14 protein-coding genes and 1 tRNA gene are annotated in these 14,085 nt (G+C 58.9%); 10 read left to right on the plus strand and 5 right to left on the minus strand.

The annotated features are described in order from the left end of the window. Positions 1 to 78: 78 nt before the first annotated feature. Positions 79 to 393 (minus strand): hypothetical protein, encoded by a 315-nt coding sequence (locus BFP90_RS04815; RefSeq protein ID WP_083203163.1) that lies wholly within the window; start codon positions 391 to 393, stop codon positions 79 to 81. 366 nt (positions 394 to 759) lie between these two features. On the opposite strand from BFP90_RS04815, the gene thrS reads away from it, so the two are divergent. The 9 genes from thrS (at position 760) to BFP90_RS04860 (ending at position 8,214) form a co-directional block, all read left to right on the plus strand. Further along, positions 760 to 2,682, plus strand: coding sequence for a threonine--tRNA ligase (thrS, locus tag BFP90_RS04820; RefSeq protein WP_065887180.1), 1,923 nt, complete (start codon positions 760 to 762; stop codon positions 2,680 to 2,682). Continuing rightward, the gene (gene infC, locus BFP90_RS04825) at positions 2,682 to 3,233 is read left to right on the plus strand and encodes a translation initiation factor IF-3 (RefSeq protein WP_170827566.1); all 552 of its coding nucleotides are present in this window, start codon (positions 2,682 to 2,684) and stop codon (positions 3,231 to 3,233) included. Before thrS ends, infC begins: the two co-directional genes overlap by 1 nt. A gap of 59 nt (positions 3,234 to 3,292) precedes the next feature. After that, a complete protein-coding gene (gene rpmI / locus BFP90_RS04830; RefSeq protein ID WP_002553160.1) occupies positions 3,293 to 3,487 on the plus strand; it encodes a 50S ribosomal protein L35 in 195 nt (64 codons plus the stop codon). Between the two features lie 29 nt (positions 3,488 to 3,516). After that, the gene (rplT, locus tag BFP90_RS04835) at positions 3,517 to 3,873 is read left to right on the plus strand and encodes a 50S ribosomal protein L20 (RefSeq protein ID WP_003192488.1); all 357 of its coding nucleotides are present in this window, start codon (positions 3,517 to 3,519) and stop codon (positions 3,871 to 3,873) included. A 109-nt stretch (positions 3,874 to 3,982) separates the two neighbouring features. Beyond that, a complete protein-coding gene (gene pheS / locus BFP90_RS04840) occupies positions 3,983 to 4,999 on the plus strand; it encodes a phenylalanine--tRNA ligase subunit alpha (RefSeq protein ID WP_065896115.1) in 1,017 nt (338 codons plus the stop codon). Positions 5,000 to 5,025: 26 nt separating this feature from the next. After that, the gene (gene pheT / locus BFP90_RS04845; protein ID WP_065896117.1) at positions 5,026 to 7,404 is read left to right on the plus strand and encodes a phenylalanine--tRNA ligase subunit beta; all 2,379 of its coding nucleotides are present in this window, start codon (positions 5,026 to 5,028) and stop codon (positions 7,402 to 7,404) included. Positions 7,405 to 7,407: 3 nt separating this feature from the next. Further along, positions 7,408 to 7,710: an integration host factor subunit alpha gene (ihfA, locus tag BFP90_RS04850; RefSeq protein WP_002553164.1), complete on the plus strand. Its 303-nt coding sequence runs from the start codon at positions 7,408 to 7,410 to the stop codon at positions 7,708 to 7,710. After that, positions 7,691 to 8,047, plus strand: coding sequence for a MerR family transcriptional regulator (locus BFP90_RS04855; protein ID WP_003174972.1), 357 nt, complete (start codon positions 7,691 to 7,693; stop codon positions 8,045 to 8,047). Before ihfA ends, BFP90_RS04855 begins: the two co-directional genes overlap by 20 nt. Positions 8,048 to 8,137: 90 nt before the next feature. Further along, positions 8,138 to 8,214 (plus strand) — tRNA-Pro (locus BFP90_RS04860). A 128-nt stretch (positions 8,215 to 8,342) separates the two neighbouring features. Here BFP90_RS04860 and BFP90_RS04865 read toward each other — a convergent pair. Next, on the minus strand, positions 8,343 to 8,765 hold the full coding sequence (locus tag BFP90_RS04865; protein WP_065896118.1) for a winged helix-turn-helix transcriptional regulator: 423 nt from the start codon (positions 8,763 to 8,765) through the stop codon (positions 8,343 to 8,345). Between the two features lie 113 nt (positions 8,766 to 8,878). On the opposite strand from BFP90_RS04865, the gene BFP90_RS04870 reads away from it, so the two are divergent. Further along, complete coding sequence (locus BFP90_RS04870) at positions 8,879 to 9,613, plus strand: SDR family NAD(P)-dependent oxidoreductase (RefSeq protein ID WP_065892489.1); 735 nt, start codon at positions 8,879 to 8,881, stop codon at positions 9,611 to 9,613. Positions 9,614 to 9,683: 70 nt separating this feature from the next. Here the strand turns inward: BFP90_RS04870 and BFP90_RS04875 are convergent, their stop codons facing one another. The 3 genes from BFP90_RS04875 to BFP90_RS04885 form a co-directional block, all read right to left on the minus strand. Then, positions 9,684 to 11,162, minus strand: a complete 1,479-nt coding sequence (locus tag BFP90_RS04875; RefSeq protein ID WP_065896119.1) for a trypsin-like serine peptidase — start codon at positions 11,160 to 11,162, stop codon at positions 9,684 to 9,686. A 115-nt stretch (positions 11,163 to 11,277) separates the two neighbouring features. Next, positions 11,278 to 13,263 (minus strand): avidin/streptavidin family protein, encoded by a 1,986-nt coding sequence (locus tag BFP90_RS04880; RefSeq protein WP_065896120.1) that lies wholly within the window; start codon positions 13,261 to 13,263, stop codon positions 11,278 to 11,280. A gap of 159 nt (positions 13,264 to 13,422) precedes the next feature. After that, a partial coding sequence (locus BFP90_RS04885) for an MFS transporter (protein ID WP_141688925.1) occupies positions 13,423 to 14,085 on the minus strand: 663 nt, incomplete at its 5' end.

Below are 14,085 nucleotides of genomic sequence, written 5' to 3' on the forward strand. Positions count from 1 at the left end.
AAAGCTACGTAATTTGTGAGAAATAGCAGTTTTCAGGCTGTTTTTTTGGCAAAACGGACGTCTGATCAGCAGACGTTCTTACTTTTTCTTGACGACTTTGCAGGACGAAATAGCCGCGACTGCCTTGTTCTTCAGCTCCGGGCTGGCGTTCTGGTTGGTCATCAATTCCTTGATTTCCGCGGTGCTCAATTCGGCGTTGATCTTGTTGGCGCCACATTCGCAATGATCTTTGGCGGTTTTGGCGTCCACGTTCTGGCTGGCCGCAGCGCTGCAGTCTTTGACGAACGCGTCACGGGCGCCGTCTGGCCAGTTCGATGGCGCCGCGGCTTGCGCGCCGAGCGAAAGGAATGCCAGGGAAGCGGCGAGGGCGAGGGTCGAGGTAAAACGCATCATGGGATGCTCCTTTGGGTCGAGGACGAACGGCGATTCTCGGGGTGTTTGAGGCGCGACGTACAGCTCAAGTTCACTTTTGCGGCCCTAAAGCATGGAATTTGCCTTTACCCCGGTCGTGGCGGCGCGATGACCGTTCATCTGTGCTAGCATCGTGGGCTTGGCTTTTTCCAGGCGTGCCATTTGCCGCCTTGCCAGGGCTCTTTTTTGTTCACTCCAGTCACTCTGGTTCGATTATCGGTTGGCCGAAAGGCTCCTGCCGCTGTAAGGCAGGCGTTCAGCATTGAACGGCCTGGTGTTGGATCTTGTACTGGCTCATCCCAACCCACGTGACCTTTGGTAGGGGTCACCACTAGGAGAGGAGGCGCCATGCCAACTATTACTCTACCCGACGGCAGTCAACGTTCATTCGATCATCCGGTTTCCGTAGCCGAGGTCGCCGCATCCATTGGTGCCGGCCTCGCCAAGGCCACCGTGGCCGGCAAGGTCGACGGCAAGCTGGTCGATGCCAGTGACCTGATCACCTCCGATGCCAGCCTGCAGATCATCACGCCCAAGGATCAAGAGGGGCTCGAGATTATTCGCCACTCTTGCGCGCACCTGATCGGCCATGCGGTCAAGCAGCTGTACCCAACCGCCAGGATGGTGATCGGTCCGGTAATCGAAGAAGGCTTCTATTACGACATCGCCTATGAGCGTCCTTTCACTCCGGACGACCTGGCGGCCATCGAGCAGCGCATGCACGCGCTGATCGAAAAAGATTACGACGTGATCAAAAAGGTCACCCCGCGCGCCGAAGTGATCGACGTGTTTACCGCCCGTGGCGAAGACTACAAGCTGCGCCTGGTGGAAGACATGCCGGACGAGCAGGCTATGGGTCTGTACTACCACGAAGAATACGTGGACATGTGCCGTGGCCCGCACGTGCCGAACACGCGCTTTCTCAAGTCGTTCAAGCTGACCAAGTTGTCCGGCGCGTACTGGCGCGGCGACGCGAAGAACGAGCAACTGCAACGTATCTACGGCACCGCCTGGGCCGACAAGAAGCAGCTGGCCGCCTATATCCAGCGCATCGAAGAAGCCGAGAAACGCGACCACCGCAAGATCGGCAAGCGCCTGAACCTGTTCCATCTCCAGGAAGAAGCGCCGGGCATGGTGTTCTGGCATCCGAACGGTTGGACCCTGTACCAAGTGCTCGAGCAGTATATGCGCAAGGTTCAGCGCGAAAATGGCTACCTCGAGATCAAGACCCCGCAGGTCGTTGATCGCAGCCTGTGGGAGAAATCCGGGCACTGGGCCAACTACGCCGACAACATGTTCACCACCCAGTCGGAAAACCGCGACTACGCCATCAAGCCGATGAACTGCCCTTGCCACGTGCAGGTGTTCAATCAAGGCCTGAAGAGCTACCGCGAGTTGCCGATGCGCCTGGCCGAGTTCGGTGCCTGCCACCGCAACGAGCCATCGGGTGCGCTGCACGGCATCATGCGTGTTCGCGGCTTTACCCAGGACGACGCCCATATCTTCTGCACCGAAGAGCAGATGCAGGCTGAATCGGCCGCGTTCATCAAGCTGACCATGGACGTTTACCGCGATTTCGGCTTTACCGAAGTCGAGATGAAGCTGTCCACTCGTCCGGAAAAACGCGTCGGCTCCGACGAACTCTGGGATCGCGCCGAAGCTGCACTGGCCGCAGCACTCGACAGCGCGGGCCTTGCGTACGACCTGCAGCCGGGCGAGGGCGCGTTCTACGGTCCCAAGATCGAGTTCTCGCTGAAAGATTGCCTTGGCCGTGTCTGGCAGTGTGGTACCCTGCAGCTCGATTTTAACCTGCCGATCCGTCTGGGAGCCGAATACGTCTCCGAAGACAACAGCCGTAAACACCCGGTTATGCTGCACCGGGCGATCCTTGGCTCGTTCGAACGGTTCGTCGGCATCCTGATCGAGCACTACGAGGGCGCGTTCCCGGCGTGGCTGGCTCCGACCCAGGCAGTGATCATGAATATCACTGATAAACAGGCAGATTTTGCCGCTGAAGTTGAAAAAACACTCAACGAAAGCGGATTTCGTGCCAAGTCCGACTTGAGAAATGAAAAGATCGGCTTTAAAATCCGTGAGCATACTTTGCTCAAGGTTCCCTATCTTTTGGTTATCGGAGATCGGGAAGTCGAGATGCAGACTGTCGCTGTGCGTACTCGTGAAGGTGCTGACCTGGGCTCGATGCCCGTCGCCCAGTTCGCTGAGTTCCTCGCGCAAGCGGTTTCCCGGCGTGGTCGCCCAGATTCGGAGTAATTACTATTAAGCGTGAAATGAGACAAGATAAACGAGCTGCACCGAAAGCCCCGATCAACGAGAATATCTCGGCACGCGAGGTTCGGTTAATTGGGGCTGAGGGTGAGCAGCTTGGGATTGTGTCAATTGAAGACGCGCTTCTTAAGGCTGAAGAAGCCAAGCTCGATTTGGTGGAAATTTCCGCCGATGCTGTACCACCTGTCTGCAAGCTGATGGACTACGGCAAATCGATCTTCGAGAAGAAGAAGCAGGTTGCCGCAGCCAAGAAAAACCAGAAGCAGATCCAGGTTAAAGAAATCAAGTTTCGTCCAGGGACGGAGGAAGGGGATTACCAGGTAAAACTGCGCAACCTGGTACGTTTCCTGAGTGATGGGGACAGGGCCAAGGTATCCTTGCGATTCCGCGGCCGTGAGATGGCCCACCAGGAGCTGGGGATGGAACTCCTCAAGCGGGTTGAAGCTGACCTGCTCGAGTACGGTTCGGTCGAACAGCATCCTAAGATGGAAGGACGCCAGCTGATCATGGTCATCGCCCCGAAAAAGAAGAAGTAATCAACAGGGCACGGCAGGCCTTCTGATTATGTTTATCAACTGAATGCGGAGTACCGAACATGCCAAAGATGAAAACTAAAAGTGGTGCTGCTAAGCGGTTTCTGAAAACTGCTAACGGCATCAAGCACAAGCACGCTTTCAAGAGCCACATCCTGACCAAAATGTCGACCAAGCGTAAGCGTCAACTGCGCGGTAGCAGCTTGCTGCATCCGTCTGACGTGGCAAAAGTCGAGCGCATGCTGCGCCTTCGTTAATTTTGGTTCAAGAATAGAGGAAGTAACTCATGGCTCGTGTTAAGCGTGGCGTCATGGCCCGTAAGCGTCACAAAAAAATTCTGAAACTTGCTAAAGGCTACTACGGCGCGCGTTCACGCGTATTCCGTGTTGCCAAGCAAGCGGTAATCAAGGCAGGCCAATACGCCTACCGTGACCGTCGTCAGAAAAAACGTCAGTTCCGCGCTCTGTGGATCGCTCGTATCAACGCTGGTGCACGTGTTAACGGTCTGTCCTACAGCCGTTTCATCGCTGGCCTGAAGAAAGCGTCCATCGAAATCGACCGTAAGGTTCTGGCTGAACTGGCCGTGAACGAAAAAGCGGTGTTTGCTGCGATTGTCGAGAAAGCTAAAGCCTCCTTGGCTTAAGTACCCCCGACAGTCACCTTGGGTTACTCCTGTAGCCCAGGGTGGTAAACGTCATAAATAGGGGAAGAGCCTTCAAGCTCTTCCCCTATTTTGTATCTGGAGTCTGTACATGGAAAACCTGGACGCGCTCGTCGCCCAAGCCCTTGAGGCTGTGCAAAGCGCTGAAGATGTAAATGCCCTGGAGCAAATCCGGGTTCACTACCTTGGTAAAAAGGGTGAATTGACTCAGGTGATGAAGACCCTGGGGAATTTGCCGGCTGAGGAGCGTCCGCAGGTCGGTGCGCTGATCAACGTTGCCAAGGAGCGCGTCACCGAGGTTCTCAATGCGCGCAAGGTGTCGCTCGAGGAGGCCGATCTTGCGGCCAAGCTCGCCGCCGAGTCCATTGACGTGACCTTGCCTGGCCGTGGCCAGGCCTCGGGCGGTCTGCATCCGATCACCCGGACTCTGGAACGTATCGAGCAGTTCTTTACCTATATCGGCTACGGCATTGCCGAAGGCCCTGAGGTCGAAGACGACTATCACAACTTCGAGGCGCTCAACATCCCAGGCCATCACCCGGCCCGGTCGATGCACGACACCTTCTATTTCAACGCGAACATGTTGTTGCGCACCCATACCTCGCCGGTACAGGTCCGCACCATGGAAGCGAACAAGCCGCCGATCCGCATCGTCTGCCCGGGCCGTGTGTACCGTAGCGACTCGGATATCACCCATTCGCCGATGTTCCACCAGGTCGAAGGCCTGCTGGTCGATCGCGATATCAATTTCGCCGACCTCAAAGGCACTATCGAAGAATTCCTGCGGGTGTTTTTCGAGAAAGAGCTGGCGGTGCGTTTCCGTCCATCCTTCTTCCCGTTCACCGAACCATCGGCTGAAGTCGATATGGAATGCGTGATGTGCAGCGGCAAAGGCTGCCGCGTCTGCAAGCAGACCGGCTGGCTGGAAGTGATGGGGTGCGGCATGGTCCACCCTAACGTGCTGCGCATGTCCGGGATCGACCCGGAAGAGTTTTCGGGCTTTGCCTTCGGCATGGGCGTTGAGCGTCTGGCCATGCTGCGTTACGGCGTGAACGACTTGCGTCTGTTCTTCGACAACGACTTGCGGTTCCTCGCGCAATTTCGCTAGTCGTAACGAATCTTTAGGAGAGCAGGATGAAATTCAGTGAACAATGGCTGCGCGGCTGGGTAAGCCCGCAGGTGGATCGCGACGCGCTGGTTGCGCGTCTGTCGATGGCCGGTCTTGAGGTCGATAGCGTCACCCCGGCCGCCGGTGTATTCAGTGGCGTGGTGGTGGGCGAGGTGCTGAGCACCGAGCAGCACCCGGATGCCGATAAATTGCGTGTGTGCCAGGTCAGTAACGGCGCAGAGACCTTCCAGGTCGTGTGCGGAGCGCCCAACGTGCGCCCGGGCCTGAAGATCCCGTTCGCCATGATCGGTGCCGAACTGCCGGGTGACTTCAAGATCAAGAAGGCCAAGCTGCGCGGCGTCGAGTCCAACGGCATGCTGTGCTCCCAGGCTGAGCTGCAGGTGGGCGAAGGCAACGACGGCTTGATGGAGCTGCCGGCCGATGCGCCGGTTGGCCAGGACATTCGTGCTTACCTGGAATTGGAAGACGCCAGCATCGAGGTCGACCTGACCCCGAACCGTGGCGACTGCCTGTCCCTGGCCGGCCTGGCCCGTGAAGTGGGTGCGCTGTACAACGTGCCCGTCACTCGTCCAGTGGTTGCCAGCGTGCCAGCCGTGCACGACGAAGTGCGCTCGATTGAAGTGTCGGCGCCAAACGCCTGCCCACGTTACCTGGGTCGCGTGATCCGTAATGTCGACCTGTCCAGGCCAACCCCGCTGTGGATGGTTGAACGCCTGCGCCGCGCTGATGTGCGCAGCATCGATGCGGCCGTCGACATCACCAACTATGTGATGTTGGAGCTGGGCCAGCCGCTGCACGCGTTTGACCTTGCCGAAATCCAAGGCGGCATCCGCGTGCGTATGGCAGAGGAAGGCGAGAAGCTGGTACTGCTCGACGGCCAGGAAGTCAGCCTGCGCGCCGACACCCTGGTCATTGCCGACCACTCCCGCGCCTTGGCGATTGCTGGCGTGATGGGTGGCGAGCACAGCGGTGTCTCCGCGACCACGCGTGACGTATTCCTTGAAAGCGCGTTCTTCGACCAGATCGCCATCGCCGGCAAGGCCCGTTCCTACGGCCTGCACACCGATGCGTCGCACCGCTATGAGCGTGGCGTGGACTGGAAGCTGGCCCGTGAAGCCATGGAGCGCGCCACTGGCCTGCTGCTGGACATCACGGGTGGCGAAGCCGGTCCGATCACCGAGACCGTCAACCAACAGTACCTGCCGTCCATTGCGCCCATCACCCTGCGTGCCAAAAGCGTCGAGCAAATGCTCGGCCTGGTGATTGAGCCTGCCGAGATCGAGCAACTGTTGTCGGCCCTCGGCCTCTCCATCTCTGCGGGTGGGGAAGGGCAATGGCACGTTGAAGTGCCAAGCCATCGCTTCGATATCAGTCTGGAAGTCGACCTGATCGAAGAACTGGCTCGCCTGTACGGCTACAACCGTCTGCCGGTGCGCTACCCGCAAGCGCGCCTTGCGCCACAACCGAAGGCCGAGGCGCGTGCGCACCTGCCTGAGTTGCGTCGCCTGCTAGTGGCTCGTGGTTATCAGGAAGCGGTGACCTACAGCTTCATCGATCCAAAGCAATTCGAGCTGTTCAGCCCGGGCGTTGAGCCGCTGTTGCTGGCCAATCCGATCTCCAATGACATGGCGGCCATGCGCTCGTCACTGTGGCCAGGCCTGGTCAAGGCGCTGTCTCACAACCTGAACCGTCAGCAGGATCGCGTGCGCATGTTCGAAAGCGGCCTGCGTTTCGTCGGTCAACTCGATGGCTTGAAGCAAGAGCCGATGCTGGCCGGTGTGGTCTGCGGCAGCCGCCTGCCGGAAGGCTGGGCACAGGGCCGCGACGCCGTGGACTTCTTCGACGTCAAGGCCGACGTGGAAGCGGTGCTGGGCTTTGCCGGTGCGCTGGATGCGTTCACGTTCCTGCCAGGCAAACACCCGGCGCTGCACCCAGGCCAGACGGCGCGCATCGAGCGCGAGGGTCGCTTGGTCGGCTTTGTCGGCGCCATTCACCCGGAACTGTCGAAAACCCTGGGTCTGGACCGTCCAGTCTTCGTTTTTGAACTGGTACTGGCTGAAGTTGCGTCGGGCAAGATGCCGAAATTCAGCGAGTTGTCGCGCTTCCCTGAAGTGCGTCGTGACCTGGCCCTGATCGCCGATCGTGAAGTCGCCGCCACTGCCGTTCTGGAAGTAATTCGAGAAAATGCAGGGGAATGGCTGACGGACCTCAGGCTATTTGACGTCTATCAGGGTAAAGGCATTGATCCGCATAGAAAAAGCCTTGCAGTTGGCTTGACCTGGCAGCATCCATCGCGCACTCTTAATGACGATGAGGTGAATACCACGACACAAAATATCCTCACCTCGCTCGAACAAAGGTTGAACGCCACGTTAAGGAAGTGACGTATGGGGGCTTTGACGAAAGCTGAGATGGCGGAACGTCTGTACGAAGAGTTGGGTCTGAACAAGCGCGAGGCCAAGGAATTGGTCGAGCTGTTTTTTGAAGAGATCAGGCACGCTCTGGAAGACAACGAACAGGTCAAATTGTCCGGTTTCGGCAATTTTGACCTGCGGGACAAACGCCAGCGGCCTGGCCGCAATCCAAAAACGGGAGAAGAAATCCCGATCACGGCTCGCCGTGTGGTCACCTTTCGTCCAGGGCAGAAGTTGAAGGCCCGAGTTGAGGCTTATGCTGGAACCAAGTCATAACGACGAACTACCCGTCATCCCAGGCAAACGCTACTTCACCATCGGTGAAGTCAGCGAGCTATGTGCGGTAAAACCGCACGTGCTGCGCTATTGGGAGCAGGAGTTTCCTCAACTCAACCCCGTCAAACGCACCGGGAACCGTCGGTATTATCAGCGCCAGGACGTGCTGATGATCCGACAGATCCGCGCGTTGCTGTACGACCAGGGGTTCACCATCAGCGGCGCGCGCCAGCGCATGTCCGGTGATGAAGCCAAAGACGACACCACCCAATACAAGCAACTGATCCGCCAGATGATCTCCGAACTCGAAGATGTGCTGGTGGTGTTGAAAAAGTGATTCAGGCTTTTAAAATACTTCCACATTTCAAAAGCTTGCGGTATATTCCGATTCGCTTCGTTAAGAAGCAAACCCAGTAACACGCCTAGTCGGGGCGTAGCGCAGTCCGGTAGCGCACTAGCATGGGGTGCTAGGGGTCGAGTGTTCGAATCACTCCGTCCCGACCATTATTCCTGATTAAAATCAGACACTAAGCCGATCAGCCAGATCGGCTTTTTTGTGCCTGCGCAAAACCCGCGCAAAACTATCCGGTCATTTCGCTGATATCGTTATCTCTGGCCAACCCTCGTGCCGCCTATCGCACCAATCCTGTCTGAGTTTTCTCCATCTTTCTCTGCGGTTCGTCTGCATCCCGCTCGGCCAAGGCATCGCGCTGGGCGAAGATGCCTGCCATTTGCGCTGCGTTCTCGGTTCCCCAGGTGCACAGCGGGATGATCGCATCGGCCAGGCTACGGCCGAGCGGGGTCAGCGTGTAGTCCACGCGCGGGGGCACTTCCTTGTAGTCGTTGCGTGCAAGCACCTGATCGGCTTCCAGATCCTTCAGCTGCTGGATCAGCACCTTGTCGCTGACGCCAGGGATCAAGCGCTTGAGCTCGCCATAGCGTTTCGGACCGTCGCGCAGGAAAAACAGGACCAGCGGTTTCCACTTGCCCGAGATGATGCGCAGCGTGGCGTTGAGCCCACAACCGGTGTCGCAGATTTCAGTTGTTTTCGTCATTTTTTGATACTTACCAAAAGGTGCATACTTGTCCTTAGGTTATCAGCGCTGCATCCTCGTCTCAAGCAAGCAATTTCCTGCTTGGGTACAACCTCCAACGAAGGATGCACGTCATGACCAGACTGAATGGAAAGACCGCCGTGATTACCGGCGGCGCTACCGGTATCGGCTTTGCCGCCGCAAAACGCTTTATCGAGGAGGGGGCCTTCGTCTTTATCTTCGGCCGCCGCCAGGACGCGCTCGACGCCGCCGTGGCCGAGCTCGGGCCCAATGCGCGTGCGGTGAAGGGCTCGGTCTCCGATCTGGCCGACCTTGATCGACTCTACGCGGCGGTGAAGGCCGAGCGCGGAACCCTCGACATCGTTTTCGCCAATGCCGGGGCGGGAAGCCCGCTTGCGCTCGGCAAGATCACCGCCGAGCACATTGACGAAACCTTCGAGACCAACGTGAAGGGCGTGATCTTCACGGTCCAGAAGGCGCTGCCGCTGATGGCGCAGGGCGGTTCGATCATCCTGACCGGATCGAGTGCTGGCACCACAGGCGCTCCGGCATTCAGCGTCTACAGCGCGAGCAAGGCGGCCGTGCGCAACCTTGCGCGGACTTGGGCGCAGGACCTGAAGGGCACCGGTATTCGCGTAAACGTGTTGTCGCCCGGGCCGACGGCTACCGAACTCGCAAAGGCAGCGCTAGGCGAGGACGGCATGAAGGTTTTCGCCTCGATGAATCCGCTCCAACGCATGGCCGACCCGCAGGAAATCGGCGCGGCAGCCGCGTTTCTCGCGTCGCAGGACAGCAGCTTTATGACCGCCAGTGAGGTTGCCGTCGACGGCGGTCTGGCACAAATCTGATTCGCTACGCCCGGGCGGTCACTTAGTGTCGTCGCGCAAGCCTTTACGGATGCAAGACGGGTCAAAGGCTTCAACCATCCCTTGCACCTTTGATCACGTCTGTACGAATGGCCGACGGTTGCCCGGCGCTGTTACGCGCATAACTGCATAGCGTGATCGGCAGCTCGGCTATATCAAGAAAAATGCCATCCGTGGCCAGGATGTAGCGATCGTCGTCAATATCGCCGCAGAGGGTGCTGATCGCCGGGTTCACGCTGTAGTAGTAATGCCGGTTAAAACCGTTGTGCTGGTTTCCCCAGGCGATGTGATAGCGGTGTTTGAGCTGCGGGGCCGGTGCCGGGTTGGTCAGGAATACCGAATGGGTGAACACATTGCGCAGCAATGCTTGGGTCAGCGGCTGCTCGGCCTTTGGCACCCCGAGTATGCATAGCACATGCGGCCCCAGCGCTGGGCCGATGGGCTGGTCGATATAGGCCTTGTCAGAGCCGGCAGCGACTTGGTAGCCGTGCGTGCGTGCGCAATCGCTGATGTCATTCACGGTCTTGAATCGGTAGAACGGCTCCTGGATCGAGAACCTCAGGTTCCAGGTCGGACGGGTAATTTGGCCGGCGGCGTCACGTTGCAAGTGCACATACGGTTTCAGATCCCACGGCTCGTCCAGCGTGATGTCAACGGCCTTGAGCTGGCAGGTTGGGGTGTCGTTACGGAAAACACCGTCTACAAAGCAGTAGTACACGTCGTTGGCGGGATAGCTGTAATTGAATTTGGCCGCTTCGCACGCCGAGTTGTTCTGGCAGCTGTTGAGAATGTCCTTCTGAATGGCAGACGCGACCTTGCTGATGATGCTGGTGATTTCATTGGTGTTGCGGTCCAGCATCGGGCTGCCGGAGCTGCCTGGGCGCAGACCGTTGCAGCGGTTGTGCAAGGCGCTGGGAAACACGCCGGGGTGTTCGGCAAAACTGTTCAGGGGCGACTCCACGCAGACACTCATGCGCAGGCCCTTTTTCAGAAAACCGGTCGGCGCGCCCACGTTGATCACTTCTCGATCCGATGTCTGACGATGAGAAGCCAGCTTGAGTGGCATGATCGCGCTGGCCACCAGCGCGGCCAGTGACGTATCCAGTTCGAGTATGGCCAGGTCAGTGCCCGCCATGCTGCTCCAATGTGCTGTCTTGACGGCGTAGGTGGCATGCCGTTCGGGGGTGTCATGAAAGTAATTGAAGGTCACATCGGCGTTGAACGCCTGGCGGATGCGCGCTGTACCGTAGCTGTAGAACACACAATGCCCGCTGGTCAGCACATACGCCGGACCGACGGCCTTACCCCGGCGATTGCGCGTGTCCAGCAGAACGGCATTGCAGGTCTGGCCCAAGGCATTTTTCAGTGAACCGATGCCGGTCCATTGCGGGTACCGTTGGTTTTTATTTTCAAGTGCCACCGAAGGTGACTGTTCGGTAAGGCCCTCGGCCAAGTCTCTGGCGTGGCCAGGCCAGACAGTGCTCAGCAATAGGACATACAGAAAGGCGCAAGCGATGTGAGTCGGTGCCATAAGGGGCCTCGGCAAGGAAGTCATTGATTGGCTGAAACTACCCAATCAGGCCAAGGCCGGTGACATACAGGGCTATTGCGTGAGCCCTTGGCGGGGTCCTCAGTCGCCGTTTTACTTAGGTTTCGAGCGATGGCAGGCATTCGGCGCGCTGCCTCGTGAGTATCCGCTGCGCATCTTGCCGATAGAACGTCAGGGACTTCACCTGCGTCTGCACATAGCTGTGCACAACGCTGGTTGGCGAGCTGGCCATGACCAGGACCGTCAAGCTGTGATCCATCAAGTCGACCGAGCCGGATAGGCACAGCGCGGTGTCGCCTTCGCGTGCTGTTGTCGTCAGGCTGACCGATTGCAAGGGTAGGCCGTTGCCCCGGGCATTGATGTCGGTGAACCCGGATACCTCGGATTCGCCGGTGCTGGCCGACAGTGTGCCGCTGACATAGCCAAACGCATGGTGCTGGCTTGCATGCACACGTAGGCTCAAGCGGCTTCCATCAACGGCGGCCCAGGTACCGCTCAGGGGGTCTGCAATGTCCGGCGTTGATGTGGGCGCGCTAACCGGTGGTTTTTGCGGCTCGCAGGCGACTCTGTGATACAGCAACTTGTCGACGTAGGTGCCCTGGTCAGCAAGCCCCGGGAAGTCACGGGTGGCCACCAGCAGGTGCGAGAGTGCCAGCCTGTCCTGGTCCTTCACGCGCAGCATTTGTCCGCTGAGCCCGGAAGACCAGTGCCAGCTGGGATCAGCGGGGTCATCACCCAAGGAATGCCATTCGATGGCCAGCGCTATTGGAAGGCCTTGTTCTGCGTTGTTGGTGGCGGGTGCTTGATAGCCCGCCACCGCATATTTGCCTGTCGAACCCGTCGAGGATTGGTATGTGCCGCTGATCCGGTTCCCTTCAAGCGTCAGCGTCATGACCGAACCATAGTCATTCTGCCAGGTGCCTGCGGCCGACATCGGCCGCGAAGGCGCTTCGGCGTTGAAGCTGAGCTTTCCATGGCTGAGTGGTCTGGGGGCCGTGTCGAACGGTTGCGAGGACGAACGCGTGATGATCTGCGGACCGCCTGGGCGATTGAAGAGCCACACGCCGGCGGGCGCCAATGAGTACGCACCCGGACGGCATTGGACCACGCGGTACTCATAGACGGTGTAGCAATGTTCCATCACCAATGCGCCCACCAGTATCAGGTCGGCCAGGCCGAGTGGCTCAAATTGAGGCAGGGTTTTGCCTTTGCCGGGGCCTTCCTCAATCAGTACGTTGTAGAGGTTGGCCCCGAGTGTAATCTCGCCATCGGCAAAACCAAGGACCACGTCAGGGGAGCCACCTTGAGCGATGCACGCCAGGGTCTGGCGCATCAGCCGGTCGTCTCCCTTGAACCGAGAGGAACCGGAGTCCAGGGCAAAGCTCAGGTCTGTGGCCAGCACCTGGCCGCCGACGGCGTAGGAGGTGAGTGGCGTGGACCAGATGTATTCCACCCCAGCGACCTTGTTGTAGAGCGACCACGGCAGAAATAGGTGCGGGCCGCGGGTCTTGCTGGCATCAACGCCGCCCAACTGACTGCTGCCGCGCCGTGATGCGGCATCCCAATCGAAGGCGATGAAGGGGTGTGTGGGATCAACCTTGCCGCTGTTCATTAACGCCTGAAACACGAACGCGCTACGGCCGTCGACATAGGCGCTGCTGCTGGGCAAGCCAATGCCGCCGTCCCAATCCAATTGGCGAAACTGCACACCGTCGTAGTCCGCCGCCAGTAGCAGTTGGGTGGGTAGCGGCGTCTGGTCGATGTGCAATACGTCCGCGCCCGACTCGACCTGCATGGTTCCCCATGGACCAAAGCTGTAGGGCCGTTGCAGGCAGTCCGTGAAGGTGAAGCTGCTGGACGCCTGACAGTCAAACCGGCCTGCGCTGTAGTGCTGGCACCGATCCGCTGCGCAGAGGCTGGAGGTGACCCAGGTGATGTTGGTGCCCGTGTCCAGCGAGAATTTCAAGGGTTGCCCCGGGGTGCCGAGGTGCAGGGTTGAGTACCAAGGTGTGGCACCGTTGTTCTGGTAGGGGGCACGACGCATGGCGAGGGTAATGCCTTGCACTCGATGTTCATTGTTCATGGTGAATTCCGTTTCTGGTAGTCGTGATCGACGCGGCTGTAGCGGACCCGTGGAAGCGATCCGTTAAGCTCGCGGCGTGCTGCTATTCAAACGCAGTCACTGACGGGCGGATGTCGGTGACCGCCGAGGGGCGCGTGTGAAAGCGCGATGCGTTGCACGTCAGTCCAGTGTCTTGCCTTCGGTTTCGGGAATGAACAGCGTCAGCACCACGGTGACCAGCATGAAGGCGTTGATGAAGGTGGTGGTGATGTTGAACGAGGTGCCATAGGCCACCAGCGCACCGATCAAGGAGGGGGCGAGGATGTTGGCGATGCGTTGGGCCAGAATCGCCCAGGCGTAACCGATGGTGCGTAGCCGGGTGGGGTACAACTCGGCGATCCAGGTGCCCCAGACGCCCCAGGCACCCAGGCTGAAGAACGCCAGCGCGAAGTTGCTCAGGTACAGCATCTCCAGTGTTTGTGAGTTGGCAAAACCATAGCCGGCGATCACCGAGGCGCTGATAAAACCGACGATGATCTTCTTGCGACCATAGCGATGGGTCAACCATGACGCGGCTATGTAGCCGGGGATCATGCACAGCGCTGACAGCGCGATGAAGCCATAGCTCTGCGGCAGGGTCAGGCCGCGTTGTTGCAGCAACGTCGGCAGCCAGGTTTGCAGGCCCCAATAGCCCCAGGAAAACGTGAAATTGACCAGGATCTGCAACGCGCTGACTTTCAACAACGCCGGGGCGAACAGCTCCCGTTGCCGACCGCGGTTGACCGTGTCCACCTGCAGTTGGCAGTCCTGCGGCACCTGCACGGCACCTCGGCTCAGGCGGGC

The organism is Pseudomonas sp. 24 E 13 (assembly GCF_900004715.1).
Taxonomy (GTDB): domain Bacteria; phylum Pseudomonadota; class Gammaproteobacteria; order Pseudomonadales; family Pseudomonadaceae; genus Aquipseudomonas; species Aquipseudomonas orientalis_A.